Source organism: Kitasatospora sp. NPDC088351 (assembly GCF_040685575.1).
Classification (GTDB): Bacteria; Actinomycetota; Actinomycetes; order Streptomycetales; family Streptomycetaceae; genus Kitasatospora.
This window is the reverse complement of the sequence record NZ_JBFBIL010000005.1, coordinates 35,709-60,225: the sequence shown is the minus strand read 5'-3', so window position 1 is coordinate 60,225 and position 24,517 is coordinate 35,709. Positions and strand designations below refer to the sequence as shown.

Here is a 24,517-nt window from a genome sequence, read left to right as displayed (position 1 = left end):
GGGCCGGACGAGATGGTCGACTTCCACGAGTTGAGCACCGCCAAGCTGGACGTCCTCGGCACCGCCGCCTCCGCCTGGGAGGACGTCGTCAAGAAGCTGCGGTCGATGGACCAGGACTGGGACAACGCGGTGATCGCCAAGGTCGACTCCGCGAACTGGACCGGCCCTTCGGCCGATCAGGCCAGGCCGAAACTCCAGCGCGTCAACGAACAGCTGACCGCCGCCGTGACCGAGGCGGGCGCGATCGCCTCGATCCTCAAGGACGCCGGCCAGGACTTCCAGGCCGCCAGGTCCAGACTCGACAAGGCGGTGGCCGACGCCAGGGCCGCCGGACTGACCGTCAGCGACACCGGCACCGTCAGCTGGCCCCCGGCCGACCACGCGACCCGGCACGACCCGGACGCCAACCAGGCCTACCAGGCGGAGTACCGCAGCAAGGCCGAAGCCGCCCGGAAGGCGATCGACGCGGCCGTCCAGGAGGCCACCGCCGCCGACGAACGCGCCGCCTGGGCGCTCGGCTCCGACACCGCCACCGACAACGTGAAGTCCTTCAACGCCAGGGCCATCGGCGGCGGCCCGGAGGGGGACGGCGACCGCGCCGCCCAGCTGGCCGCCAAGGGCGGAAAGATCTCGGATGCCGAACTCACCGAGCTCAACTCCCTGTTGGCCGCCAACGCCAACGACCCGAAGTTCTCGACCAGGTTCTACCAGGACCTCGGCCCCAAGGGGACGCTACAGGCCTGGAACAGCATGGTCGGCGACGAACAGCAGTTCAACGGCGCGAGCGACGCCCGGTGGAAGCAGTACCAGGAGCTGCAGAAGAACCTCGGCCTCAACCTGGCCACCGCCACCCGCACCACCAACGAGCCGCACCTGTCCGACCAGTGGGCCGCCGACCTGCGCAAGGCCGGCTCCGAGACGATGTGGGACAAGCCCTACCGCCAAAGCGGCATGGACTACGCGCCGTACGGCTACCAGGTGCTCTCCGGCATCCTGCGCACCGGCGACTACGACCCGCACTTCCTCAACCCGATCGCCGAGCACATCACCCAGCTGGACACCGACGAGAAGTACTGGCCGGCCCCGGTCTTCGGCCCGCGCAGCGACCGGCGCGGCTACAACCTGCTGGGCCCGGAAGGCGGTTCGGGCTTCGAGCCGACCACAGCGATCCTGGAGGCGCTGGGCCACAGCCCCGAGGCGGCCACCAGGTTCTTCCACGACCGGCCGACCGCGTACAACACCGACGGCACCGTCAACCCGAACGGCAGGACCACCCCGGCGGACTACCTGACGTACTTCACGCACGACAAGGAGTACACGCCGGACACCGTCTCGCAGAAGAACGAGCTGCGCCGGCAGGGCATGCACAGCGGCCCCGACGCCCTCGGCCACGCCCTGGAGGCGGCCACCACCGGCCGCCCGTACGACGATCCGTCGGGCCCGCCGGCCAAGCACACCGCCGACCAGGCCGACGTGATGAACCGGGTCGTGCAGACCTTCGGCACCCACGGCAACGGCGGTGTCCTCGACGATCTCAAGGGCGAGGACGCCAAGTTCGCCCCGCTGCGGGACAGCCTCGGGCACATGACCGCCGACTACATCGGCGACACCCAGCGCGCGCTCTCCCCGCACAAGGACGACCTGCCGGTCAACGGCGCCCCCGCCAACCTCAGGGAGGCGCCGGTCCGCGGCCTGCTGGACGCGCTCGGCCGCGACCCGGACGCCTACGGCGCCGTCGTCAACGCCAACCAGGCCTACTCCACCGCCGTCATCCGCGGCCACATCGACAGCGGGCAGACCGACTTCGCCCGGCTGGAGGCCGACATCGACTCCACCTCGCGGGCCGGCGGCGTGGTCAGCGGCATCCTCAACGAGGCCCGGATCAACGAAGTCCACAGCGAACACGCCGCCTCCGACAAGGAGTACAACGAGGCGCTGGAGAAGAACGCCGGCTACGCCAAGACGGTCTTCAGCAGCACGATCGGCGCGGTCACCGAGAAGGTGCCGGTCGCCGGCGAGGTGGCGAACTTCCTGGTCGAGGAGATCACCGACAGCGTGGTCAAGGCCAACGAGCGCGACACCACCGGGGAGGCCCGGCAACAGGGCCGCGACTACGTCGCCGACGGCCGCGGCAGCGCGGCGCTCGGCGCCAAACAGGCCGTCACCGACGCCGCGTTCGGGACGGCCCTCAGCGCCGACGACATCCGGCGACTGGCCGACAGTGCCGGAGACCGGGTGCTCGACGGCTACACCGACGGCTCCTCGGGCAGCCAGAGTTCCAACGGGAAGGTCTCCGGATGATGAGCGAACAGCGCCGACCGGCCGCCGCCGCGGTGGTCGTGGCCGCCGCCCTGGCCCTGGCCCTGGCCGGGTGCGGCAGCGACGGCGGTACCGGCGAGGGCGGCGAGGGCGGCAGCAGCGCCGGGGCGAAGACGGCCTGCGAGGGCGTCGTCCGCGAGAGCTACGCCGAGGCCGTACTGAGCGACGGCGCCTCGGCGGCGTACAAGCTGGACAAGCAGCTCGACGCGCAGCGCCAGGCCGGGCTCCAGCTGCTGGACTGCGCGGTCGACGCCAAGCGGGGGCCGGGCCTGCTCGTCCGACTGGCCGGGAGCGAGACCCCGGGCGGCGGCCCCAGGGCCAACGCCCCGCTCCCCGGCGAGCCGGTCTTCACCCTGGGCTTCGGCGACCGCAGCGAGGTCACCCGCTGGCGGGCCGAGCTCACCTTCCGCTGTGACGGCACCTACCGGCGCTCCGGTAGCGAGAAGGGGCTGTACTTCACCGTGCAGGTCGGCCCGAACGCCTCGGCGGGGCAGGCCAATCCGGCCGGCTCCCCCAAGTGGACCCCGGAGCACTGGGCCCGGCTCGCCGCCGACACCGCGCAGCGGGCCGCCCGCGGCCCGCTCGGCTGCACCGCGCCCGTCGACTGGCCCACCGGGGAGCCCGTGCTCACTCCGGCGGGCGGCGGGAACTCGGCTGCGGGCGGCGAGGGTTCGTCCTCGGGTGGTACGAGTTCGCCTTCGGGCGGCGGGAGTTCGGCGAGCCCGACCGCGTGAGCACCGGTGGGCGGCCGCGGCGCGGGCGGCTGCCGGTCGGCCGGGCGCTGCCGGTGGCGCTCGGGCTGGCGGTCGCGGCCGCCGGGACGGTCGGCTACCTGGACTGGCGCGCCCACCAGCCGGCGGAGGAGCCCGGACGGGCCGCCCGGCTCTGCGGCCTGTCCACCGGCGACGGCACCCCGCTCGGGCGGCTGCTGCCCCCGGGCGCCCAGGACGTGGAGGAGCGGGAGGCGAACGGTTACGGCGGCCCCGGCCCGCGGTCCTGCGTGATCCGGGTCGACGGGCGGACCGCGCTGACCGTCACAGCGGCCCGGCACGAGGGTTCGGCGGCGCTCTCCCCCGCCGCCGCGGGGCAGCCGGACGCGCACGGCTTCGGCGCGGGCAGCCTCTCCGCCTCCTGGGCCCGGGGGGCCGCGGTCGCCGACTACTGCCCCGGCAAGGACCAGCCGGTCGGCCATGTACGGCTGGAGGTCACCGCCGGTGCGGCGGCCCGCGTCGGTCGGGCCGAGCTCGAGTCCGTCGCCAGGGACGCGCTGGCGCAGCAGCGGAAGGACGTCTGCGGATGAACGGGCCCGGTCGTTCCGTCCTGGCGGTCCCGGCCGCGCTGCTGCTGGTCCTGGGCGGTGGCCTGTTCGGCTGGCACCGCCATCTCGACGCCGTCGAGGACCGGCCGCCGGCCGTCGACCTCTCGCACGGCGAGTGCCGGGGCGCGCTCGACGGCCCCGGCTTCACCGGACTGCTCGGCGCCACCCACCGCGTCCGGGTCGAGACCCAGTACCGGCCGGGCGACGCGAAGTCCGCCACCGTACTGGCCTGTGTGGTGACCGGCCCGGGCGGGCGGACGCTCACCGTCACGGCGCGCGGCGCCGCCACCGAGGCGGAGCGCGACAGGGACGAGGCGGCGTCGGCGCGCGCGGACTTCCGCCCGTTCGGCGCCGGCCGGGCGGGTGCCGACGGGGCGGTGGTCCGTTTCACCTGCGCCACCGGTCCGGCGGACGGCACGGCGGGGTCGGGCGGCGCGGACGGCGAGGCGGGGTCGGGCGGGGTGGCAGGATCGGGCGGCGCGGGCGCCGGTCGGACCTGGTACTACCTGGCGACCGTACGGCTGGCCGGGGCCGGCGGCGGTACGGCCGCCGGACCGGGCCGACAGCGCACGGCCGGGCTGGCCGTGGACTTCGCGCGCCGGGCCGCCGAACGGGCGCTCGGCTGCACCGCCCCCGTCGGGCTGCCGGCCGGGCCGGTCACGGTGGAGTGACCGGCCCGGTCGCACGGTGGCGGCCGGTCCGTCAGCCCAGCAGGTCGGACTGGAGGGTGACGACCTGGCGGAAGGCGGCCTCGGGAACGCCGTCCGTGGGGTTGGTCATCACGACGATGCCGACCACGTCCCCGGCGTTCAGGTAGGCCAGGTATCCGTTGGTCCGGGACTTGGTGGTGATCACCGGACTCTCCCGGATGGTGCGGTCCACCCCGGAGACGTCGTCCCAGCCCTGGGCGGAGCCGGTCTTGAGACCCGGCAGGTCCTTCCACTCGCCGTTGGAACGCAGGTCGGCGAAGACGTCCCAGGCCTCGGGCGAGGAGCCGAAGCGGAGCAGCCGGATCTGGGTGCGGGTGCCGTCGGAGGCGGTCCACTCCCGGACGGTGGCCGCCCGGCAGGCGTCCTGCAGCAGCAGGGCCCGCGTCCTGGCCGGGTCCAGCTGGTCCGCGGCGGCGGCGTCGCAGGCGACCCAGTCGGCGACGGCCGGACCGGCGGACGGTGCCGCCGTGGTGGCGGTGCCCCCGGCCGACGGGCTCGCGCTCGGGGCCGCCGTCCCGGAAGGACTCGCCGACGGGCTCGCGGTCGCATCCGCGCCCGCGCTCGAACCCGCGCTCGCGGTCGGAGTCGGGAAGACCACCGGCGCCAGGGAGCCACCGGCCTCCTTGGGGACGGGCAGGAGCAGATGGCGCAGGTCGGCGGCGTGCCGGCCCTTGCTCTCCTTGGCACTGGGCGCGGCCTTGCCGGACGGCAGCGGCGGCAGGGCCAGCGCCGGGAAGGTGTACCGGCCGTCGCTCTCGGTCGCCAGCCCCGGGAGGTCGGTGCGGTCCGGCGCGGTGACGGCCGCCGCGGCGCCGGTACCGGCGAGGGCCAGCACCAGGACGGCCGCGCTCCAGCGCAGCGCCGCCTTGCGCCGGCGGGTACGACGGGCCGCGCGCTCCTCGGGCGTCTCCGCCGGCGGAGGCGGCAGGAGTGGCGCCTCCGGGGCGCTCCAGACGTTCACCTCGGCAGCCGGGGGCACGACCGGCGCGACCGGGGCGGGCGGTGCGACCGGCGCGACCGGGGGCGCGTCGGCGGGAGTGGCCGCGTTGTCGTGGGGGGTGGCGCTGTCGGTCATGCGGACGCTCCCGGGCTGGCGAGGCGGTCGAGCTGCTGGACGAAGAGGGCGACGATCCTGTCCTTGGGCAGCGGTGCCACGCCCTCGGCGCTCATGACCACCAGGAGGTCGCCCTCGGCGGCCGAGCACTCCAGGTTGTCGATCGGCGCGGACGGCGGAGCGGGCATCAGGTAGCAGTGCGCCTCGGGGTGGCCGGGGATCTGCGGGCCGATGCGGAAGAGACCGGTGTCGCCCGTGAAGACGGCGGTGTACTCGTTCAGCTTCTGCACCTCCTGCTGGTTGAACTGGCGCAGCTTCATCCCGATGACGAGGTCGTCCGCCGTGTTCTTGTAGGTGCGCACGCCGGTGGCCTTGACGTGCAGGCTCTCCCAGTACGCGCGCAGCTTGTCGCGCTTCTCCTTGGGGATCTGCTGGAGGTCGTCGTCCAGCTCGGCGGAGAGCACGTCCGCGCCCAGCTCGACGTCGTTGCCGTAGCCGCCCTCGTCCGGGCCGAGTTCGTAGCCGGCCGGGACGGGCAGCAGCAGGTCGCGCAGCGAACCGAAGTGGTTGCCGTTGGACTTGGCGCCGAAGGGGGTGGGCGTGGCGGTCGGGGCGGGGGCGGTGGTCGGCCCGGCGACGACGACGGGAGCCGGGTCGTCGTACTGGGTCTTGATGATGCCGATGCCGATGCCCACACCGACCAGGGCGGCCGCCACCGTCGCGCCGGTGGCGCGGAGCAGCCGTCGGCGGGCCGGGGAGGGGGCGGCGGCCTCGGGAGTGACGGCCTCGGGAGTGACGGCCTCGGGAGTGACGGCCTCGGCGGCGGGCGCGTCCACGACGGGCGGTGCCGGCTCGACGGCGGCGGTCGGCTCGACGGTCGGCACGGGGGCCGCGGCCCCGGTCACGGTGCTGTCGCTCATACCAGCCGCTCCCACTGCTGCTTGGCGATGTCCTTCACGACATCGGGGTTCACCGGCTTCGTGCCGAAGACCTCGACGTCCATCACCACGGTTCCGCGCTGCGCGAGCGCGGACCCGTAGTAGAACTGCTCGGTGGTCTCGGCCCAGTACTCGGCCTGGGTGTCGACCTGGTAGCCGCCGTTGGCGCCCTCCGCGAACGGCGTGAGGTGGTAACCGGCCGCACGGGACTTCGCCTCGGCGGCGCGGTCCGCCGCGTACTGGATCAGGGTGACCCGGACCTTCAGGTCGTCCTTCTTCCAGTCGACCTCGACGGCCCGCCGGAAGTCCTTGGAGTTCAGCGCCTTGAAGAGCGAGGCCGAACTGCCGCTGTGGCCGGCCAGTTCGCCGACGGTGATCCAGCTGGGCCGGTCCGGGTAGTCGGCCCAGGCCGTGCTGCCGTCCGGAGCCGTCATCAGCAGCTTCCGCAGGTCGCCGTCGATGGCCAGCGCCTTCGGCGCCTCCGCGGCGACGGCCGCCGGGTCCGCCGCCTCGGCCGGGTAGGAGGGCAGCGCGACCTGGATCGGCGGCAGCGGGGTCGGCGGGCGGTTCGCCTGAATCGCGTACCCGACGGCACCGCCGACCACCGTGCCGAGCAGCAGGGCGGACACCAGCAGCAGCACCGGCCGGGGACGGCGCGGGGCGCGCACCGGCGGGACCGCGTCGGCGGGCAGGGCGGCGTCGACGGGCAGGGCGGCGTCCGGGGCCGCGTCCTGGGCCGTGTCCGGCGCGACGGCCTCCGGGGCGACGGCCTCGGGCAGCGGCGGGACGGCCGGCACTACAGGCGGGGCGGGCGGCACTACAGGCGGGGCGGGCGGCACGGCGGGCGCCTCGGGCACCCCGGGCGCGGCCGGGGGCGGTACGGGCGGAACGGCCGCCGGAGGCGCGTCGGCGGGCGACGGCTCCACGGATTCGGTGGTCACGAAGTGGCTCCAGAAAGGAAGGAAAGGTGACGTCGACGACGGGCGGCGGGGTTCAGCCGCCGGAGGACAGCCACTCGCGCTGGCGCTTCATCAGCTCGCTCAGCAGTGCCTTGTCCGGAGTGCCCTTCACTTCGACGTCGATCGTGTACTGGACGTCGCCCTGGCTGGAGATGCCGGTCATCGAGCCGGTGTACGCCTGCTGCTTGGGCTTGTGCACATAGCCGTGGGCGTTGGGATCGCCGTCGATGTCGATCGAGTCCTGCTTCATCGTGTAGCCCTTGGCGAAGTCGCCCGCCTCCCGGGTGGAACCGAAGTGCAGCAGGGTGACGGTGACTTCGGCCTTCCCGTCGGCCGTGCGGTACATCCGGCTGGCGGCGTCCTTGTACCCGTACGAGCCCAGGATCCGCATGATGCCGTCCTGGTTGCCGAACATCTCCGAGACCTCGTCGTCGGTCAGGGTCGCACCGTCGACCGGCCCGTACGACTCGCCACCGTCCGGGATCGGGAGCAGGAAGTAGCGCAGATCGCCCTCGTGCTTGCCGCCGTTGACGCTGCCCTTGACGGTGCTCGTCGGCTTGGGCGCGGGCGGGACGGCCGGTACCTCGGTCGGCACGGCGGACGCGGTGGCGGACGCACTCGGGCTCGGCGAGGCGGTCGGTGACACGCCCGCGGCCGCCGTGCCGGTCGGTCCGGCCACGACGGCCGGCCGGGACTCCGGCTTCCCGACGGCCACGGTGACGGCCGCGCTGGTCGCCGTGACGGCGAGCAGGCCGGCCGTGGCGAGGGCCACGCCGACGGCGCGCGGCAGCCTGCGCGCGGGCGCGGCGACGGGTTCGGCGGCAGGCACGGGCTTGGCGGTAGCGGGCTCGGCGGTAGCGGGCTCGACGGCAGGCGCGGGCTCGACGGCAGGCGCGGGCTCGACGGCCGCAGGCTCAGTGGCGGGCTCGACAGCGGTCTTGGCGAGATCGGGCACGGGCGCGGGCACGGCACCGTTCACCGGATCTGCGGCGGGCGGCACGTTTTCGGGCGCGGACAAGGAACTCCCCCCGGGGAAAGTGGAATATCGCGCACGGGCCCCTCGCGAGCCACCCCCCGTGGCTCTCCAGGCCGACCGTCACGCGTCTCACCTGCAATTATGAGAGCCGGTCCACACCTCTGCCAACAAAATGAATCACCACACTCCCGCCCAATGATCAATCAAACGGACACGTCGTGATCTAACCGCAACGGGCCGCCGCGCCGGATCGGGGCCGCGGTTCGGGAGCCGCCGCGTCCGACCGGCCCGACGGCCCTGCCGAGCGCGCCGAACACACCGACCGCGTCCCGTCAGCCCAACTGCGCCAGGCCCTCGGTGGCGATCCGCTCGAAGACGGCCAGGTCACTCGCGAAGATCGAGTCCGGCACCGGCCAGTGGATCACCAACTCCGTGATGCCCAACTCCTGGTACGTGCCCGCCCAGTCGACGAAGGCACCCAGGGACTCCAGCGGTTTCTCCGCCGTCGAGCCCTGGAGCAGCACCTTCTCCAGCTCGCCCACGTCCCGCCCGGCCGCCTCGCACGCCACCGTCAGCTTCCCGATCTGCTGGGCGATCACTGCGGGCGCCTGCTCCACCGGCACGTCCGCCGGCCCCTTCGGGTCCCCGTACGTCACCCAGCCCTGCCCGTACTCCGCCGCCAGCTTCAGCCCGCGCGGCCCGGTCGCCGCCACATAGAACGGCACCCGCGGCGTCTGCGCGCACCCGGGGATGTTCCGCACCTCGACCGCCGAGTAGTACGCCCCCGCCTCGGTCGTCGCATCCTGCCGCAACAGCTTGTCCAGCAACGGCAGGAACTCCCCGAACCGGTCCGCCCGCTCCCTCGGCGACCACGCCTCCTGCCCCATCGCCGTCGCGTCGAACCCCGTCCCCCCGGCCCCGACCCCCAGCGTCAGCCGTCCGCCCGACACATCGTCCAACGACACGACCTCCTTCGCCAGCGTCACCGGATGCCGGAAGTTCGGCGAGGTCACCAGCGTCCCGAGCCGCAGCCGCTCGGTCGCCGTGGCCGCCGCCGTCAGCGTCGGCACCGCCCCGAACCAGGGCTCGTCCCGGAACGACCGCCACGACAGGTGGTCATAGGTGTACGCGGCATGGAACCCGAGTTCCTCGGCCCGCCGCCAGGTCTTCTGTCCTTCGGCCCACCGGTGGACGGGGAGGATCACGGTACTCAGTCGCATGCCGTCGACCCTACGGGAGCGGTCGTCGTGGGCCCTGGTCATCAAGGCAGGCCGCACCCAGGGGTCAGTAGCGGCTCATGTGGGGCATCGCCTTCTCGGCAAGATCGATGATCGCCTGCGCCTTCGGCAGATCGCCGCTCACCTCTTCGGGGGTGATGGCCGGGGCTTCGGCAGACCGGTACTCGCTCTCGTTGCGGCGGATCCGCATGCGGCTGAACGGTCGCAGGACTCCGCCCAACGGCGGGTCGAGCTGCGCCTTCACCGTTTCGTACACGGCGACATGGCCACCCCTGCTCGTGGCACGGAGACCCTGGTTCATCAAGACCGCGGCAAGCGCCTTGCGCGCGGCGTCGTACGCGAGGCTGTACGCGCCGACCGGGTCGACGTCGAGGAGCAGCTTCGCAGAGGCCAGGTGCTGCCGTGACTGAGCCAACTCCGCCTGGGCGTGCTCCGCAGACGCCGGCACCCTCTCGACCTCACGTCGTTGGATCAGGTCGTCAACGGTCGCACGGCCCTGTTCCCAGCGGTTCACGCGCCATTCTCCTTGTGCAGCGTCAGGCGGACCAACGGTCGCTCGCGGACCGAGGTGAGGAACGGTTCGGCGCTCTCCGAGGCCCAGGCCAGCGGGGAGACGCGGTGGACGTTGACCTCCCGGTGCAGCTCTCGCGAGGCCTGCTCGGCGATGTCGAAGAGCTCGTCCGGGTCGGGCTGCCCGACGACCAGGACATCGACATCTCCTGGGATCGGACCGGGCTCCCCCTCGTAACGGGCCGCCCACGAGCCGTAGATGTATGCCTCCTCGACTCCGTCGAGAGTCGAGAGGATCATCGTGAGTCGAGGCACTGGCCCGTATGTCACGAGCAGCAGGTCGCACAGCGGTCGATACAGCAGGGTGTCCGTTCGAGCACTGATGATCCGGGTACGGCCGAGCCGCTTCCCTGTGAGGATCTCAGCGCCGATCAGCCTGTCCACCTCTCTGAGCACCGCCGTGTGTGAGACGTCCAGCGCCTTGGCCAGTTCGATGAGCGTCCAACTGCGCTCCGGGCTCAGCAGAGTGAGCGCCAACAGGTCTCCCTGCAGCTGAGACCGGAACAGGGGGAGCAGAGAGGGTGCGGAAGGCTTCATTACGCGCAGAATATCATGCGCGTAATGCATATATCGCCTCACGGTCAGAGAGTGATCACGCTGCGTAAGGCAGCGGAGCCGGCAAGCTCGCGCAGCGACCGGTACCCCACCCGGCTGCCCCACGGGCCGCCGGCGAGATACTCCTCCCGCACCTGCGCGAGTACCTGCTGCGGTCCGCCAACCCGGTCCTCGCCCGGGGCTGCGGCACAGCCCCCGCACCGATCAACCCGATCGAGCGCAGTACCCCTGATCCGCCGCCACTGTCCGAGGCGATGGCGATAGCCTGCCCCCGCAGTACACCGTCGTCTGTTCTCCGCGAAGGCCGCTGGCCACCGTGTCCGGGGGCGGCCACCGGGCCGCCGAACACTGCCGCGACGTCCACTGATCGCGCTGCCGATACAGGACAGGTCGAGCCGATCTGCCGCCTTCATCACCTCTCCTCGACCCCGACGTCGCGTTCTCGCAGGTCAGGCTGCGATGGGTGAACGAGGCTTGACCGAGGTCACCAGCGTCCCGAGCCGCAGCCGCTCGGTCGCCGTGGCCGCCGCCGTCAGCGTCGGCACCGCCCCGAACCAGGGCTCGTCCCGGAACGACCGCCACGACAGGCGGTCATAGGTGTACGCGGCGTGGAACCCGAGTTCCTCGGCCCGCCGCCAGATCTTCTGCCCCTCGCTCCACCGGTGGTTGGGGAGGATCACCGTGCTCAAGCGCATGCGATCGACCCTGCGCGTTCGCTCCGGCAGGTGAGGCTTCGAGCAACCCGCGGCGACGACGCCTGGACGACCGTTAACGTGGCGCCATGGGACTGGGCAAAGCCGAGCTTGAGGCCATGATCGATGAAGCCACCGTTGACGCCTACGGTGAGGACGAACAACTGACCGGGCTGTTCACCATGATCGAGGAGAACCTCGCGGTGCCGTTCAGCGCGACAGTTCTCGGCATCGACGTGACCGTGCGCGGCGTCGACCTCACGCCGGACGGCCGGATCGTCGCCCTGTGCTCTCGCGGCCCCGTTCGACAGAAGATCGGGATCCTGGAGCTGCCGATGCCGACACCTGCCCCGGACGGCGCCGAGTGGATCGACGCCTACCGACACTGGGCCGGCTGATGCCGAGCAGCTCACACATCACTTCAGAACTGGCTCGCGGGGAGAGACAGGACATGGCGATTGCCGTTCGGGGCGCGGATCACGGCGAGCGCTCGCTCACCGATCTCATCGAGCGCAGTGCCGAGTTGAAGGGGGAGCTGGTCGCCTTCGCGCAGAGCGCGCGCTTCGACCGGTGGTTGACTCCCCTTCTGCTGGAGGCCGCGGGCCCTGAGCGGCTGCTGGACGAGGGTGAGGCCATCCGGATCATCGACCACTTCATCCTGCGGTACCGCCTGCCGGACGGTTCGACCGTGGTGGACCGATTCGTCGCCGGGCGGCGGGACTTGAGCGAGGCCGACCGGGAGATGCTGCTCGGCTGGCGTGACCCGGTCGAGGGCGTCTTCGAGATCCGGCGCAAGGACGGGGAAGCCGTCGTCCTGCTGAACCTGGTCGACGACCTGGAGTACCGCACGTACTCGAACGTCGGGCAGGCGGCCTTCCGCGGAGTGTCCAAAGGAGGATTCCTCCTTGCCTGCCTGGTGCCCGTCCACTCGGCCGACGCCGCGTGGCTGATCTCGGGGGCGATGTCGTCCTACCCGAAGTCCAGCGCCACCGAGATCGCCCGGGCCGCACTCCAACTGGCGACGAACCACCCTGAACTGGTCTTCCGCAACCCCGAGAAGATCGAGCAGGGATGGGCGTCGATGCGGGAGGACCGGGCGGCGTTCATCGAGTTCTGCGGCAGCGACGAACTGGTTCTTCCCCCTGCCGAGGCCGAGGAGCGGCTCAACGCCTACTACCGGCACCGGCAGGAGGCCGCCGTCGCCGAGCGGCCCGACCGCGCCCGGGGCAGGCGGTTGCCAGGAATCGATCTGCCGGCCTTCGAACTGCCGCAGTCCCTCGCGGACTCGGACACGGTCGGCGTCATCTACGACGAGGTCGACGGACTCAACTTCTACGCCGACTACGGGATGCTGCGGGACCTCTTCGCCGACCCGGTCCTCGCGGGCCGTAGGCAGCACCAGGACGTGCTGCGCACCTACCTGCGCGAGGAGTCGATCGCGCCCCTGCCGATCCACCGACTGGCCGCCGCCCACCCGGAGACGGTCGACGCGGTGTTCCGGAAGCTGCTGCGGAAGCCCGGATTCACCTGGGGCGAGGACGGCGAGGAGCTGTTGCGTCGGCGGAAGCCCTGGTACTACGCCCAGGAGCCCCGCCCCGGCGTTTCCGTGGTCGGCGAGCGCCTCGGCGAACTCGCCGCGGGCGGCCGACAACGGAAGCTCACCAGGGCGCGGCGCGTGCCGCGTCAACCCGATCACCCATAGGAGCGAATTGCGATACTCAGAGTAGGTACTTGCATAAGTCGCAAGCTGCTCTTCAATCTATGCAAGCTCCTCCGCCAGCGCTGCTGCCACTCCTGCGTACTGCCTTTCAGGGCAAGTAGGGGATGAAATGGCAGCAGGGCCGCCCCTCGGGGCAGCTCTCAGGCCCTTTGACCGTATGCGCCGACGTCGGAACCAGGCGGAGTACGCGGATCTGGACTCGCCCGAGATCGAAGCCCAGGATGTGGCTGACGACGCCCCGAAAGTCAAGGCGATCATCGAGCTTGCGGAGCGGGTCCTGGATGAGATGAGCCCCTTCTGACGCCGCTCCGGGCGCTGCTCGGGGCGCTGCTCGGGAGCGGATCGACCCAGGTCAATGCGTGAAGAAGCTCTCGGGCAGCGTCTCCGGCCACGGCGCCGGGGCGGTCGCCCGCCGGATCCGACGGGCGCCGTGTGGACAGCCGCCTTGAGGCAGCCGTGCGCACTCGCCCGGTCTCGCCGGACCGGGGCCACGCTCGCGCACGACTGCCACGCACCGCCTCCGTCCGGCGTTGCCGGGGGTCAGGGTGGGATCAGTGCAGTACGTCCAGCTGGTTGGTCGCGTCGTCGACGAAGTAGACGGCGTCCTTGTCCAGGTCCACGGCGAGGCCGAAGAGCGCACCGGCCCCCGGAGGGTTGCCGCTTGCGTCGAGTCGGCGGAATGCCACCTGGGCGCCGCGCGGGGTGGTCTCCACGAGGTTGCCGTCGCCGGCGTTCACCGTGAGGATGTCGCCCCCGGGTGCGATCGCCAGGCCGAGCGGGCCGTTCAGCCTGCCGCCCGCGGTCACTTCCCGGCCGGTACCCGCGTCGGAGTCGCGGGTCAGTGCGTCCGGGATCGCGGTGATCCGGTTGCCGGCGGTGTCGGCCACGTAGAGGGTGCCGTCCTGGCCGAGTCCGACGCCGGTCGGGCCGATCACCAGGGCCGCCGGATCGGTGCGTTCGGTGAATCCGGAGCCGATCCTGGTGGTCGCCAACCGGCAGGGCGGCTCCCCGGCGCGCCCGGTGTCCAGGGTGATCCGCAGCACGGTGCCCTGATTCACGTCGTTGCCGCCGCCGGCCACCGTGCCGTTGAGCACGTTGGTCACGAACAGTTCGGTCCTGTCCCCGTGGCTCACCGAGGTCATGTCCCACGGGCCGTTGATGCCTTCACCGGCGAAGGTCTCGCGCACCGTGCCGTGGCTGTCCAGAACCAGCAGGCAACCCGCCCGGGCGGTGGCCGAGGTGCCGTCGGCCGTGGGCAGGCTGCCGACCACCACCCATCCGCCGGGGAGGACGGACAGCGCGGTGGTGAGCCCGACACCACCCGGGCAGGGGCCGGGCAGGCGGGCGGGATCGATCTCGGCGAATTGCCGCGCGGTGCCGTCGGGACTCACCTGGACCAGCGTGGTGCCGGTGCCCTGCTGGTTGAGGCTGTTGTTGAAGTTGCTGACCAGCACATTGCCCCGGTGCAGGTCACCGGCGCTGTGCTGGACGACCGCCGTGCCGTAGGGGTTCAGATCGCCGTTGGCCGGGACTGTCGAAGCGATGGGCGACACGGTGTTCAGCGGACCGACGAACGGCTCGCGGGCGCCCGCCGGGGTGGCCGTGGCCGTGCCGGCCGCCATGGCGACCACCACCGCGGCCATCGTCGTCAGGCGGGTGCGGACTCGAACTCTCACGTGAAGCCTCCTGGACATCGAGTAGGGGACGTCTGCGGACGGAACGGACTCCGCCGACGCCGCCGCACGTGCCTCCCGGCCGCATCGGCGCACCAGGAGCACCGAGCGGTGAAAGCGCTACCGCGGCACGGCCCGACCGGAGTTCGTCCCGGGCGACCCTGATCCGACGTTGCTCATGACGTCACGCTAGGCAGGCCCGCGGGCGGCCGCGCGGTGACGTCCGCCAAGAGTGCGCTCACACGGAGTGACACCGTTCCGGGCGCGGCCGTGCCGGAGCGACGCCCCCTGTCAGGCTCGGCCGCGACGGCCCGGGGGCAGGTGGCGGTAGCCGGGGTGGACGCCGGAGGTGAGGCCCTGCTGGCGGGCGACGGTGTCGAGCAGCCGGGCCAGCTGCGCCCGGTCGCCCTCGTCGAGGGCGGCGAGGAGGGCGTCCTCGTGCTCGGCGGCGACCTTCCCCACGCCGCCGAGCACGCGGCGGCCTTCGTCGGACAGGTACAGCTCGTGGTTGCGGCGGTCCTCGGTGCTGCGCCGCCGTTCCACCAGTCCCTTGCGGTCCAGGTTGTCGATCAGGGCGACGACACGGCTGGGCACCACCCCGAGGTCGGTCGCCAGCGATCGCTGGCTGCGGCCCGGCTTGCCCGCGATCATCCGCAGCAGCCCGATGTCCGGTGGGGTCAGGCCGAGTTCGGCGACCCGTTCGGCGAACCGCGCGGCGGCGTGCGCCCCGATCTGGGCGAGGAGGAACGCCGCTCCGCCCCCGGGGCGCGGGGCCGGCGGGCCGGAGTCCTGGTCTGGTTGCCACGCACTGCTCACGGGGCTATGGTACGGAAAGCTAAATGATTCTCCACTGTGAACTGTTCAGTCGAGAGAACGGATATTCCCATGGAATCACCACGTACCGGCGACAGCTGGCCCCGCCACCCGGATCTCGACGGCAAGGTCGCTCTCGTCACCGGCGGATCGCGCGGCATCGGCGCGACGACGTGCCGGGCCCTGGCGGCCAACGGGGTGAAGGTCGCGGTCAACGGGCGGGACGAGACGGCGATCGAGGCCGTCGTCCGGTCGATCACCGAGGACGGCGGGCACGCCGTTCCTGCGCCGGGGGACGTGACCGAGCCGGACACGGCCGGGCGGCTCCGCGCCGTCATCGAGCGCGAGTTGGGCCCGGTCGACATCCTCGCCCCCTTCGCGGGCGGCCAGGGCCGGCCCGTACCGACCGCGCGGCTGACACCCGACGTGTGGAACGCCGCCATCGCGTCCGACCTGACATCGGTGTATCTGACGGTGTCCGCCTTCCTGCCGGCCATGATCGAACGGAGGTCGGGCACGGTGGTCATGATGTCCTCCACCGCCGGCCGCCACCCCGGCGGATCGAACGCCGCCTACGCCGCCGCGAAGGCCGGCGTGCTGATGTTCGCCCGGCATCTGGCCAACGAAGTCGGCCGCCACGGCGTACGGGTCAACTGCCTGGCGCCGTCGGCGGTACTCAACGAACGGATGCGACAGTCCATGTCCGACGAGCAGTTGACCGGCCTGGCCGGCATGTTCCCGCTCGGCCGGCTCGGGCGGCCCGAGGACGTCGCACAGGCGGTGCTCTACCTCGCCTCCGACGCCGCGTCCTGGGTCACCGGAGCCACGCTCGACCTGTCCGGCGGGCGGGTGATCGCATGACCATCGCCGCTGTCTCTCCTCCAGCACGACGACAGGCCCAGGGCGGGCCCCCACCGGGTGTGCTCGCCGTGGTGTTCACCGCGCTGTTCCTGGCCGGCCTGATCATCAGCACCCTGCTGGCCGACGGTCATCCGTTCCCCTCGCCGTTCGGCCGCACCGACGAGATCGTGGCCTACTTCCGCGACCACCACGGCGCCGTCCAGGCCTCCGGCGCCCTGCAGTTCGCGGCCGCGATCCCGCTCGCCGTCTATGCCGCGACCGTCTCCGCGCGACTGCACCGACTCGGCGTCCGCGCCCCGGGCGCGACCATCGCCCTGACCGGCGGCGTGCTCGCATCGGCCTTCCTGGCCTGCTGCGGACTGGTCACCTGGGCGCTCTCCCGGCCCGAGGTGCTCGACCAGCCCGCGCTCGTCCGGGCGCTGCAGTACCTGGCCTTCGCCACCGGCGGGCCCGGGCACGTGGTGCCGCTCGGTCTGCTCGTCGCCGGGATCGCCGTACCCGGTCTCCTCGCCCGCCTGCTGCCGCGCCGGCTGGCACTGGCCGGTCTGGTCGTGGCCGCCGTCGCCGAACTGGCCGCCCTCACCCTGCTGGTCGACGGCGCGGCCGTGCTGCTGCCGATTGCCCGCTTCACCGGCCTGGCCTGGCTGATCGCCGCCGGGTTCCTGCTGCCCCGGCAGCGTGTGCGGACGGAGGGACGACATGACCGCGAGGGATGAGACGACCACGGACCAGGCCACGGACCAGGCCGCAAACCAGGCCACGGACCAGGTCACGGCCACGGCCGCCGGTCGGGCCAGGAAACTGCTGGTCTTCGGTGCCACCGGAGGCACCGGCGTACAACTCCTGGCGCAGGCCCTGGCCGCGGGCCACGCCGTCACCGCGGTCGTCCGTGACCCCGGCCGCGTCCCCGCCCCCGCCTCCCGGAAGGCCGACGGGCCACTGACCGTCCTGCGCGGTGACGTCCTCGACGCGGCGGGCTGGCGTTCGGCCCTCGCCGGACACGATGCCGTCCTGTCCTGCCTCGGCAGCACCGACCGCCGGCGCCCCACGACGGTCTACTCGCAGGGCACCCTGAACATCCTCGCCGCCATGCACGAAGCCGGGGTGAGCCGCCTGCTCTGTCTGTCCTCCGCCGGTCTGGAGACCGACCCCGGCATCCCGCTCGCCCAGCGGCTGGTCACCAGGCTGGTGATCCAGCGGCTCTACCGCCACGGCTACGCCGACATGGCCCGGATGGAGGCCGTGGTCAGGACCGACGACACCGCGTGGACGGTCGTCCGGCCGCCGATGCTCACCGACGGACCGCTCACCCGCCGCTACCGGACGGCGGAGAACGCCCATCTGACCGCCGCCACCTCGCTCTCCCGCGCCGACCTCGCCCACTACCTGCTCACCGGCGTGGGCGACCGGCGCACCCACCGGGCGGTCGTCGAAGTCTCCTACTGAGGCCTCCGGTCCCGAACTGCCGGACCGCGGACCGGACCGCCGCCCCGACCGGTCCCGGGGCCGGCGGGTGCGCGGCGCACAGGAAGGCCCGGCTACGGGTGCGGGCGGGTGCGCTGGGCCGGGAAGCGGGGCGGGGCCTCGGGGGTGCGGCGGGCGATGTCGGCGAGGGCGGCGAAGATGACGTCGCCGATCAGGACCGGTTCGCGCGCGTCGCGGGTGTCGTCCGGGGTGGTCGGTGGGCGCTCGTCTCGAAGCTGGCGAGTTGGCATGGCTCTTCCTGCCGACGGGGTGGCCATGGCAGTTCTGCCCGTGCGGGGGAAGCGGGACACCCCGATCGGGTGCGAATCGGCTGGAAACGTCGTATCCGGGGCCGAAACGCGCCGCACGGCACGGCACTTACCGGAAACAGATACGGGCAGGGGGTATTCTCCGGCCCGTGACGGCGGACGGGCACGGGAGCGGACGGCCGAGCGGACGGCCGAGCGGACGGCCGAGCGGCGGGGAGAGCGGCGGGGCGATGGCCCGGCTGCTGGTGCTCGGCGCGCTCCTGGCCGGGCTGTTCCTGATGCACGGCTCCCCCACCTCGGCGGGCGGCTGCCACGAACCCGGGGCAGCGGCGGTCGCGATGGCGGCGGCCGGCCCGCACCACGACGCCCCCGCCCTGGACGGCCACCGGGCGCGCGGCAGTGATCCGCAGGCCGTCTCCTGCGTGTCCACCCGGGACCGGGACGGCGCCGGGCTGCCCGCCGCCGCGCCGCTCGCCGCCGGGGCGTTCGCCCCGCTGCTCGCCGTCCGGGTCGCCGCCGACCCGCGCGGGCGGCGGACCGGCGGCCCACGGGCACCACCCGCCGCCGGGCGGCGGCTGCTCCTCCGGGTGTGCGTCGCACGGACCTGACCGGGCCCGCGCCGGGCTCCACCGCCGAACGCGGGGAGGCCGGGCGCGCCGCGTCCTGCCCGTACCCACCGGAAGACACCGACCGACATGACTCCCACCCCCCGTCACCGCACCCGCACCCTCGCTCTCACCGCCGGCGCCGCCGTCCTCGCGGCCGCCCTGACCGCCTGCGGCTCCGCCGGAACGGGCGGGGCGAACGGGATGAGCGGGATGGACCACGGCGCGAGCACCGCCACGCCGGCCGCCTCCCCCAGCGGCGGCCATCAGGGCCACCAGCCGCCCGGCGCCGACTCGGCCACCGCGGCCGGGACCACCGCCACACCCGGCTCCGCGAACGCCCCCGGTCTCGCCGCCGAGCAGAACGGCTACCGCCTCGACCCCGCCACCGGGACACTCCCCGCCGGCACACCCACCGAGTACCGGTTCACCGTCACCGGCCCGGACGGCAGCCCCGTCACCGCCTACCAGACCGACCAGACCATGCGGATGCACGCCTACGCGATCCGCTCCGACCTGACCGGCTTCCAGCACCTGCACCCCGAGATGGCCGCCGACGGCACCTGGACGGCCCCGCTGACCGCACTCGCCCCCGGCGACTGGCGGGTCTACGCCTCGTTCATCCCGGACAGCGGCGCCGGAAAGGGCACCGGTCTGGTGCTCAGCCGCCCCGTGACCGTCCCCGGCGACGGCTCGGCGACGGCCGCCGAGCCGCCCGCCACCACCGGCACCACCACCGGCACCGCGACCGTGGACGGCTACACCGTCGCCGTCGAGGGCACCCCCGTGGCCGGGCGGGCCGGCGAGCTGAAGGTCACCGTCAGCCGGGACGGCAAGCCGGTCACCGACCTCCAGCCGTACCTCGACACCTTCGCCCACCTGACCGCCTTCCACACCGGCGACCAGGCCTTCGCCCACCTCCACCCCGAGGCCGGGGCCGAGCCGGGCGGCACCGGCGGCCCGACCCTGGCGTTCCACGCCGAACTGCCCGCGGCCGGCGACTGGCGGCTGTTCCTGCAGTTCCGCACCGGTGGCACCCTGCACACCGCGGCGGTGACCCTCAAGGTCGTCGTCTGAGGCAGGCCTCGGGGCGTCGGGAGGCCGCCGCCTCGGCGGTGACCTCCCGACGGCGGTAGGCGAAGATGGAGCGGTGACCAGCCAGCCGATGCCGCCCCGCCCCGTTGCCGCCACCCGTCTGATCGCCACCGACCTGGACGGCACCCTGCTGTGCTCCGGCGGCACCGTCACCGAGCGCACCGCCGCCGCCCTCGCGGCGGCCGAGGCGGCCGGGATCCAGGTGGTGTTCGTCACCGGCCGCCCGCCGCGCTGGATGCAGCAGGTCAGCCCGCACATCGGCGGCCACGGGGTGGCGATCTGTTCGAACGGCGGCGCGGTGGTGGACGTCCGGCGCGGCGAGCTGCTGGAGTCCTTCCCGCTCTCCGCCGAGGACGCGCTCGCCGTCGTGGCGGCGCTGCGGGCCAAGCTGCCCGGCACCGCGTTCGCCTTCGAGTACCCGGCCGGGTTCGCCCGTGAGCCCGGCTACGAGGTGCGGATGTGGGGCCAGGACGAGAACCATCCGGTCGGCCCGGCGGAGGAGCTGCTGGGCACCGGCGGCCCGGTGCGCGGCCTGTTCAAGCTGCTCGCCAAGCACCCGGACCTCGACCCGGACAAGCTGCTCGGCGAGGCCCGGGAGGCGGCCGGGCACCTGGCGGAGATCACCCGCTCCGCCCCGATCCCGCTGCTGGAGATCAGCGCGCCCGGCGTCACCAAGGCCAGCACGCTGGCCCACTGGTGCGCCGGGCGCGGGATCGACCGGAGCGAGGTGGTGGCCTTCGGCGACATGCCGAACGACCTGGAGATGCTGGCCTGGGCCGGCACCGCGTACGCCGTCGCCAACGCGCACCCGCAGGTGCTGGCGGCGGTGCCGCTGCACACGGTGAGCAACGAGCAGGACGGCGTCGCGGCGGTGCTGGAACGGCTGCTGGGCCCCGAGGCGTAGCCCCAGGGCCCAGCAGCCGCTCCGGCCATCAAGCCCCTTAGCCAAAGCGGCCGTTGACGTAGTCCGAGGTCCGCTGGTCGCGCGGGCTGCCGAACAGCTGCCCGGTCGGCCCGGCCTCGACGATCCGGCCCGGAGTGTCGTGGGTGGCCAGGAAGAACGCGCAGGACTGCGAAACCCGCTGCGCCTGCTGCATGTTGTGGGTGACGATCACGATGGTGAGCCGCCCCCGCAGCTCGGCGATGGTCTCCTCGACCCGCCGGGTGGACGTCGGGTCGAGCGCCGAACACGGCTCGTCCATCAGCAGGATGTCCGGCGAGACCGCCAACGACCTTGCGATGCACAGACGTTGCTGCTGACCGCCGGAGAGCGCACCGCCGGGGGTGTGCAGCCGGGTGGAGACCTCGTCCCAGAGCCCGGCCCGGCGCAGGCTGGACTCCACCAGGTGCTCGCGCTCGTCCTTGGAGACCTTGATCCCGGCCAGCTTCAGCCCGCTGGCGACGTTGTCCTGGATGGACATCGCCGGGAACGGGTTCGGCCGCTGGAACACCATCCCGATCCGGCGCCGCACCTCGGCGGGCCGCCGCCCGGGCCGGTACACGTCGTCGCCGTCCAGCAGCACCTCGCCGGCGAGCGCGGCGCCGCGCACCATCTCGTGCATCCGGTTGAGGATCCGCAGGTAGGTGGACTTGCCGCAACCGGACGGACCGATCAGCGCGGTGACCTCCCCGGCCGGCATGGCGAGCGAGACCCGCTCCAGCACCTTGTGCGAGCCGAACCAGGCGGAGACGTCCCTGGTCTCCAGCCCGGCCAGCCCCTCCTGGCCCGGGCCCGCCGACAGGTCGGCCGCCGGGACGGGCGGCAGGGTGAGGGTGGTCTCGGCGTCGCCGGCCCGGGCGTACCCGGCCCGGTCCACCGGGTGGGGCACGGCGCCCTGGTGCGGTCCGCCGGTCGGGTTCGGTGCGTCGGTCATCGGTGCGTCGGTCATCGGTACTTCCGTCATCGGTACGTCCGTCATCGGTACGGTCCTCCGGGCGCGCGTCAGTAGAGGTTGGGCAGCAGGGCGGCGGCGTTCTCGTACACGGCCCAGAGCAGCGCGCCGACGACCGGCGCGAGGCTCAGATAGGCGGCCGAGCGGTGCCAGCGCCGGGCCAGTACGGTGGCGGCCACCACCGCGCCGAGCAGGCCGAGCATCCACAGCTGCAGCGTGGCCAGCGCGCCCTTGTCCGCGGCCAGCGCCTTGTCGTACGGGACGGTGGCGGGCCGGCCGCCGGGGTTGACCTCGGGGTCGCCCTCCAGCCGGGCGCCGATCAGCACCGTGGAGCCGGGGATCCAGTTGGAGTCCCCGGTGACCAGCACCAGCCGGTTGCGGACCGGGTCGCTGATCGGGTGGTCGCCGTCGCCGTACACGTTGACGGTGTAGGTGAACCTGCCCTGGCCGGTGGTCGCCTCGATCTTGTCGCCGACCCGCAGCTTGGACAGCTCGGCGAACGGCGCCCCGAAGCTCGCCCCGCGGCCGAACACCACGGCCACGCCGGTCTGCCCGGGCAGCGCGGTGTCCCGGCGGTGGCCGGGACCGCGCATCAGGTCCCGGCCGGTGGTGCCCTCGACCACCACGGCCTGGTGCAGGCCGATCGCCGGGATGTCGAGCAGCGCCACCGGGTCCCCGTCGGCGGCGGCGCCGGTGGGGGCGACCGCCCGGGCCAGCTGGTCCCGGAAGGTCTTGTAGGCGGTGGACTGGAAGTGCCGCTCCTGGACGTGCGAGAGCGTGAAGAGGTACCCGACGAAGCCCGTCACCAGCACGGCGAGCAGGCTGACCGCCCAGGCCGCCTGGAGGAACCGCCGCCGCCCGGGCGTCACGGCGGCGGCCTCCGGCACGTCCGGCTTCGGCGCCGGGGCGGGAGCCGCCGCGGGCGCCGGGGCCGCCGCCGGTCGGGCGGGGGCGGCGGGCTTCTCCAGTGCCGGGGCCGTCATGACCGGCCGCCGGTGGCGTTGCGGCGGCGCAGCAGCCGGCGGCCGAGCAGCGGCGGCACGGCGACGACGGCGAGCAGTTCGAGCGCGGTGAGGGTGGTCAGCAGCCAGTCCTCGGGCCGCCCGTCCACGGCGACCACGTTCGCCTGGACCTCGGTGGCGACGCCGCCCCGGCCGCGGGCGACCACCTGGCCGGTCTGCGGGTCGACGACGTCCTCGGCCGTCGGGTCGCCCTCGCCCCCGGTGGCGGCCGCGTCACCGCCGGCGCCGGGCTGGCCGGCCGCGTCACCGGTGCCACCGGCTCCGGAGCCGGTACCGCCCGCGCCGGAGCCGGCGCCCGTGGTGCCGGGGGTCTTGCCGTTACCGGTACCGCCGGTACCGCCGGTACCGCCCGCGGCCGAACCGGAACCGCTGCCGCCCGTGGCCGAACCGCCCGAGCCGGACCCGTTGCCGACCGGCTTGCCGTTCTCCACGGTGCAGTTCAGCGGCGCGCCCGCCTTGTCGCACGGGCTGGGCTGCGGGGCGTTCTTGAGGACGGTCAGCTCACCGGCCGAGTTGAAGGTCGGGTTGGCGCAGTTGGAGAGGGTGTTGGGGTCGACCGGGCTGGCGTTGCCGGGGATGTGCTGGGTCTGCAGCAGCCCGCCGCGGACCAGGCCGCGCGGGATCGGCGAGTAGCCGAGGCCGTCCGCCTCGCCCTGGCCCTCGCAGAGCACGTAGGAGAGGAAGCGGCTGAGCGCGCTGCCCTTCTCGTTGGTGAACTTCGGCAGCTTCTCCAGGCTGTTCTCGCGCGGGACGATCAGATAGCTGTAGCTGGAGATCGGGTACGCGCGCGGGTCGTTCATGGTGTAGACGGCGTCGAGGTTCTGCTGCAGGTAGTTCGGGTCGTCCGGCGCGGTGTTGTCGTCCACGCCGCGGATCTTGGCGGCGGTGAGCGCGACGGCGACGTTGGAGGCGGTCGGCAGGGAGTAGTAACCGGCCGAGTTGAGCACCTTCACGACCGGCCAGTTGCTGCGCTTGGCGAAGGCGTACTCGTCGTAGCCGATGGTGCCGAGGCCGGACGGGGCCTTGATGTAGCCGGCGACGACGTCGGAGCCGTTCTGGGCGACCATGCGGCCGGACGGCGGGAAGAACTCGGTGTAGTCACCGCAGGGGACGCCGTTGATGCTGCGGCAGTACTCGTCCCACTGGGCCTGGTGCGTGTGGCTCATCCAGCGGGTGAACTGGGCGGTGGCGCCGGAGCCGTCGGAGCGGACCACGGGGGTGATCGGCGTGCTGGGCAGGGCCTTGCCGTAGTCCGCGGTGATCTTCGGGTCGTTCCAGTTGGTGATCTTGTTGGTGAAGATGTCCACGATGGTCTGCGGGGAGAGTCGCAGGTCGCGGACCTGCTTCCCGGCCACCACGAGGTTGTACATGAACGTCGTCCCGCCGGCCGTGACCGGCACGTAGGAGTAGCCGTAGCGCGGGTTCTCGGCAGTACCGACACCGCTGTTGTGCCCGGTCTGGCCGATGCCGTCGTCCTGCTTGCTGCGGAACGGCACGTCCGAGGCGGTGAAGTCGTCCTGGCCGTTGCTCCACTGGGTGCGGCCGGCCGCCGAGCCGATCGGGTTGAAGTTGATCTGGATGCCCTGCGGCGCGACGTCCTGGCGCCACTGGTCGATGGCCGGGCCGGCCCAGCTGGAGCCGTCCGCGTTGAGCGCGACCGCCGCGTACGCCGGGGTGCTCTGCCCCAGCAGCAGGGAGGCCGAGGCGAGCAGCAGGGACAGCAGCACGGCCAGCGTGCGGGCCACGGGTCGGCTTGCGGCCTCCCACGACATGG

27 protein-coding genes are annotated in these 24,517 nt (G+C 73.1%); 13 read left to right on the top strand and 14 right to left on the bottom strand.

What is annotated here, in order from left to right:
* Nucleotides 1–12 precede the first annotated feature (12 nt).
* Genes AB0P06_RS05410 through AB0P06_RS05395 form a run of 4 tightly spaced genes read left to right on the top strand, consistent with a single transcriptional unit; the run spans nucleotide 13 to nucleotide 4,308 of the window.
* On the top strand, nucleotides 13–2,301 hold the full coding sequence (locus AB0P06_RS05410; protein ID WP_363605255.1) for a hypothetical protein: 2,289 nt from the start codon (nucleotides 13–15) through the stop codon (nucleotides 2,299–2,301).
* Nucleotides 2,298–3,053, top strand: coding sequence for a hypothetical protein (locus AB0P06_RS05405; protein ID WP_363605254.1), 756 nt, complete (start codon nucleotides 2,298–2,300; stop codon nucleotides 3,051–3,053). The genes AB0P06_RS05410 and AB0P06_RS05405 overlap by 4 nt, the downstream gene beginning before the upstream one ends.
* The gene (locus tag AB0P06_RS05400) at nucleotides 3,050–3,619 is read left to right on the top strand and encodes a hypothetical protein (RefSeq protein WP_363605253.1); all 570 of its coding nucleotides are present in this window, start codon (nucleotides 3,050–3,052) and stop codon (nucleotides 3,617–3,619) included. The genes AB0P06_RS05405 and AB0P06_RS05400 overlap by 4 nt, the downstream gene beginning before the upstream one ends.
* The gene (locus AB0P06_RS05395) at nucleotides 3,616–4,308 is read left to right on the top strand and encodes a hypothetical protein (protein WP_363605252.1); all 693 of its coding nucleotides are present in this window, start codon (nucleotides 3,616–3,618) and stop codon (nucleotides 4,306–4,308) included. Before AB0P06_RS05400 ends, AB0P06_RS05395 begins: the two co-directional genes overlap by 4 nt.
* Before the next feature lie 31 nt (nucleotides 4,309–4,339).
* On the opposite strand, the gene AB0P06_RS05390 is transcribed toward AB0P06_RS05395, so the two are convergent.
* The 8 genes from AB0P06_RS05390 to AB0P06_RS05355 form a co-directional block, all read right to left on the bottom strand.
* The gene (locus AB0P06_RS05390) at nucleotides 4,340–5,422 is read right to left on the bottom strand and encodes a hypothetical protein (RefSeq protein ID WP_363605251.1); all 1,083 of its coding nucleotides are present in this window, start codon (nucleotides 5,420–5,422) and stop codon (nucleotides 4,340–4,342) included.
* Nucleotides 5,419–6,321, bottom strand: coding sequence for a hypothetical protein (locus AB0P06_RS05385; RefSeq protein WP_363605250.1), 903 nt, complete (start codon nucleotides 6,319–6,321; stop codon nucleotides 5,419–5,421). The genes AB0P06_RS05390 and AB0P06_RS05385 overlap by 4 nt, the downstream gene beginning before the upstream one ends.
* Complete coding sequence (locus AB0P06_RS05380) at nucleotides 6,318–7,280, bottom strand: hypothetical protein (RefSeq protein ID WP_363605248.1); 963 nt, start codon at nucleotides 7,278–7,280, stop codon at nucleotides 6,318–6,320. The genes AB0P06_RS05385 and AB0P06_RS05380 overlap by 4 nt, the downstream gene beginning before the upstream one ends.
* A gap of 52 nt (nucleotides 7,281–7,332) precedes the next feature.
* Nucleotides 7,333–8,316, bottom strand: coding sequence for a hypothetical protein (locus tag AB0P06_RS05375; RefSeq protein ID WP_363605247.1), 984 nt, complete (start codon nucleotides 8,314–8,316; stop codon nucleotides 7,333–7,335).
* A 290-nt stretch (nucleotides 8,317–8,606) separates the two neighbouring features.
* On the bottom strand, nucleotides 8,607–9,494 hold the full coding sequence (locus tag AB0P06_RS05370) for an LLM class flavin-dependent oxidoreductase (protein WP_363605246.1): 888 nt from the start codon (nucleotides 9,492–9,494) through the stop codon (nucleotides 8,607–8,609).
* A gap of 64 nt (nucleotides 9,495–9,558) precedes the next feature.
* Nucleotides 9,559–10,026: a hypothetical protein gene (locus AB0P06_RS05365; protein ID WP_363605245.1), complete on the bottom strand. Its 468-nt coding sequence runs from the start codon at nucleotides 10,024–10,026 to the stop codon at nucleotides 9,559–9,561.
* Nucleotides 10,023–10,559: a nucleotidyltransferase domain-containing protein gene (locus AB0P06_RS05360; protein ID WP_363605244.1), complete on the bottom strand. Its 537-nt coding sequence runs from the start codon at nucleotides 10,557–10,559 to the stop codon at nucleotides 10,023–10,025. The genes AB0P06_RS05365 and AB0P06_RS05360 overlap by 4 nt, the downstream gene beginning before the upstream one ends.
* Before the next feature lie 527 nt (nucleotides 10,560–11,086).
* Nucleotides 11,087–11,332: an LLM class flavin-dependent oxidoreductase gene (locus tag AB0P06_RS05355; protein ID WP_363605243.1), complete on the bottom strand. Its 246-nt coding sequence runs from the start codon at nucleotides 11,330–11,332 to the stop codon at nucleotides 11,087–11,089.
* Between the two features lie 86 nt (nucleotides 11,333–11,418).
* Between AB0P06_RS05355 and AB0P06_RS05350 the strand changes: the two genes are divergently transcribed.
* The 3 genes from AB0P06_RS05350 to AB0P06_RS05340 all read left to right on the top strand — a co-directional run bounded on the left by AB0P06_RS05350 (nucleotide 11,419) and on the right by AB0P06_RS05340 (nucleotide 13,350).
* Nucleotides 11,419–11,727, top strand: a complete 309-nt coding sequence (locus AB0P06_RS05350; protein ID WP_363605242.1) for a calcium-binding protein — start codon at nucleotides 11,419–11,421, stop codon at nucleotides 11,725–11,727.
* Nucleotides 11,728–11,780: 53 nt separating this feature from the next.
* Nucleotides 11,781–13,031 (top strand): hypothetical protein, encoded by a 1,251-nt coding sequence (locus AB0P06_RS05345; protein ID WP_363605241.1) that lies wholly within the window; start codon nucleotides 11,781–11,783, stop codon nucleotides 13,029–13,031.
* A 127-nt stretch (nucleotides 13,032–13,158) separates the two neighbouring features.
* Nucleotides 13,159–13,350 carry a hypothetical protein gene (locus tag AB0P06_RS05340; protein ID WP_363605240.1) on the top strand — a complete coding sequence of 64 codons (192 nt, stop codon included), beginning with the start codon at nucleotides 13,159–13,161 and terminating at the stop codon, nucleotides 13,348–13,350.
* A gap of 250 nt (nucleotides 13,351–13,600) precedes the next feature.
* Here AB0P06_RS05340 and AB0P06_RS05335 read toward each other — a convergent pair whose 3' ends face one another.
* Both AB0P06_RS05335 and AB0P06_RS05330 read right to left on the bottom strand, forming a co-directional pair.
* Nucleotides 13,601–14,725 (bottom strand): hypothetical protein, encoded by a 1,125-nt coding sequence (locus AB0P06_RS05335; protein WP_363605238.1) that lies wholly within the window; start codon nucleotides 14,723–14,725, stop codon nucleotides 13,601–13,603.
* 288 nt (nucleotides 14,726–15,013) lie between these two features.
* The gene (locus AB0P06_RS05330; RefSeq protein ID WP_363605236.1) at nucleotides 15,014–15,538 is read right to left on the bottom strand and encodes a MarR family winged helix-turn-helix transcriptional regulator; all 525 of its coding nucleotides are present in this window, start codon (nucleotides 15,536–15,538) and stop codon (nucleotides 15,014–15,016) included.
* Nucleotides 15,539–15,607: 69 nt separating this feature from the next.
* Between AB0P06_RS05330 and AB0P06_RS05325 the strand changes: the two genes are divergently transcribed.
* Genes AB0P06_RS05325 through AB0P06_RS05315 form a run of 3 tightly spaced genes read left to right on the top strand, consistent with a single transcriptional unit; the run spans nucleotide 15,608 to nucleotide 17,842 of the window.
* Complete coding sequence (locus AB0P06_RS05325) at nucleotides 15,608–16,396, top strand: SDR family oxidoreductase (RefSeq protein WP_363605235.1); 789 nt, start codon at nucleotides 15,608–15,610, stop codon at nucleotides 16,394–16,396.
* Nucleotides 16,393–17,112, top strand: a complete 720-nt coding sequence (locus AB0P06_RS05320; RefSeq protein ID WP_363605233.1) for a hypothetical protein — start codon at nucleotides 16,393–16,395, stop codon at nucleotides 17,110–17,112. Before AB0P06_RS05325 ends, AB0P06_RS05320 begins: the two co-directional genes overlap by 4 nt.
* Nucleotides 17,096–17,842 (top strand): SDR family oxidoreductase, encoded by a 747-nt coding sequence (locus AB0P06_RS05315; protein WP_363605232.1) that lies wholly within the window; start codon nucleotides 17,096–17,098, stop codon nucleotides 17,840–17,842. The genes AB0P06_RS05320 and AB0P06_RS05315 overlap by 17 nt, the downstream gene beginning before the upstream one ends.
* Before the next feature lie 92 nt (nucleotides 17,843–17,934).
* Here AB0P06_RS05315 and AB0P06_RS05310 read toward each other — a convergent pair whose 3' ends face one another.
* The gene (locus AB0P06_RS05310) at nucleotides 17,935–18,111 is read right to left on the bottom strand and encodes a hypothetical protein (protein ID WP_363605231.1); all 177 of its coding nucleotides are present in this window, start codon (nucleotides 18,109–18,111) and stop codon (nucleotides 17,935–17,937) included.
* A 167-nt stretch (nucleotides 18,112–18,278) separates the two neighbouring features.
* Between AB0P06_RS05310 and AB0P06_RS05305 the strand changes: the two genes are divergently transcribed.
* From AB0P06_RS05305 to AB0P06_RS05295, 3 genes are all read left to right on the top strand, one after another.
* Nucleotides 18,279–18,737 carry a hypothetical protein gene (locus tag AB0P06_RS05305; RefSeq protein WP_363605230.1) on the top strand — a complete coding sequence of 153 codons (459 nt, stop codon included), beginning with the start codon at nucleotides 18,279–18,281 and terminating at the stop codon, nucleotides 18,735–18,737.
* An 87-nt stretch (nucleotides 18,738–18,824) separates the two neighbouring features.
* A complete protein-coding gene (locus AB0P06_RS05300; RefSeq protein ID WP_363605229.1) occupies nucleotides 18,825–19,811 on the top strand; it encodes a hypothetical protein in 987 nt (328 codons plus the stop codon).
* Between the two features lie 88 nt (nucleotides 19,812–19,899).
* Nucleotides 19,900–20,733 carry an HAD family hydrolase gene (locus AB0P06_RS05295; protein ID WP_363605485.1) on the top strand — a complete coding sequence of 278 codons (834 nt, stop codon included), beginning with the start codon at nucleotides 19,900–19,902 and terminating at the stop codon, nucleotides 20,731–20,733.
* Between the two features lie 37 nt (nucleotides 20,734–20,770).
* On the opposite strand, the gene AB0P06_RS05290 is transcribed toward AB0P06_RS05295, so the two are convergent.
* Genes AB0P06_RS05290 through AB0P06_RS05280 form a run of 3 tightly spaced genes read right to left on the bottom strand, consistent with a single transcriptional unit; the run spans nucleotide 20,771 to nucleotide 24,515 of the window.
* Nucleotides 20,771–21,718, bottom strand: coding sequence for a phosphate ABC transporter ATP-binding protein (locus AB0P06_RS05290; protein WP_363605228.1), 948 nt, complete (start codon nucleotides 21,716–21,718; stop codon nucleotides 20,771–20,773).
* A 53-nt stretch (nucleotides 21,719–21,771) separates the two neighbouring features.
* Nucleotides 21,772–22,704 carry a class E sortase gene (locus AB0P06_RS05285; RefSeq protein WP_363605227.1) on the bottom strand — a complete coding sequence of 311 codons (933 nt, stop codon included), beginning with the start codon at nucleotides 22,702–22,704 and terminating at the stop codon, nucleotides 21,772–21,774.
* On the bottom strand, nucleotides 22,701–24,515 hold the full coding sequence (locus AB0P06_RS05280; protein ID WP_363605226.1) for a phosphate ABC transporter substrate-binding protein PstS: 1,815 nt from the start codon (nucleotides 24,513–24,515) through the stop codon (nucleotides 22,701–22,703). Before AB0P06_RS05280 ends, AB0P06_RS05285 begins: the two co-directional genes overlap by 4 nt.
* Between the last annotated feature and the right edge of the window lie 2 nt (nucleotides 24,516–24,517).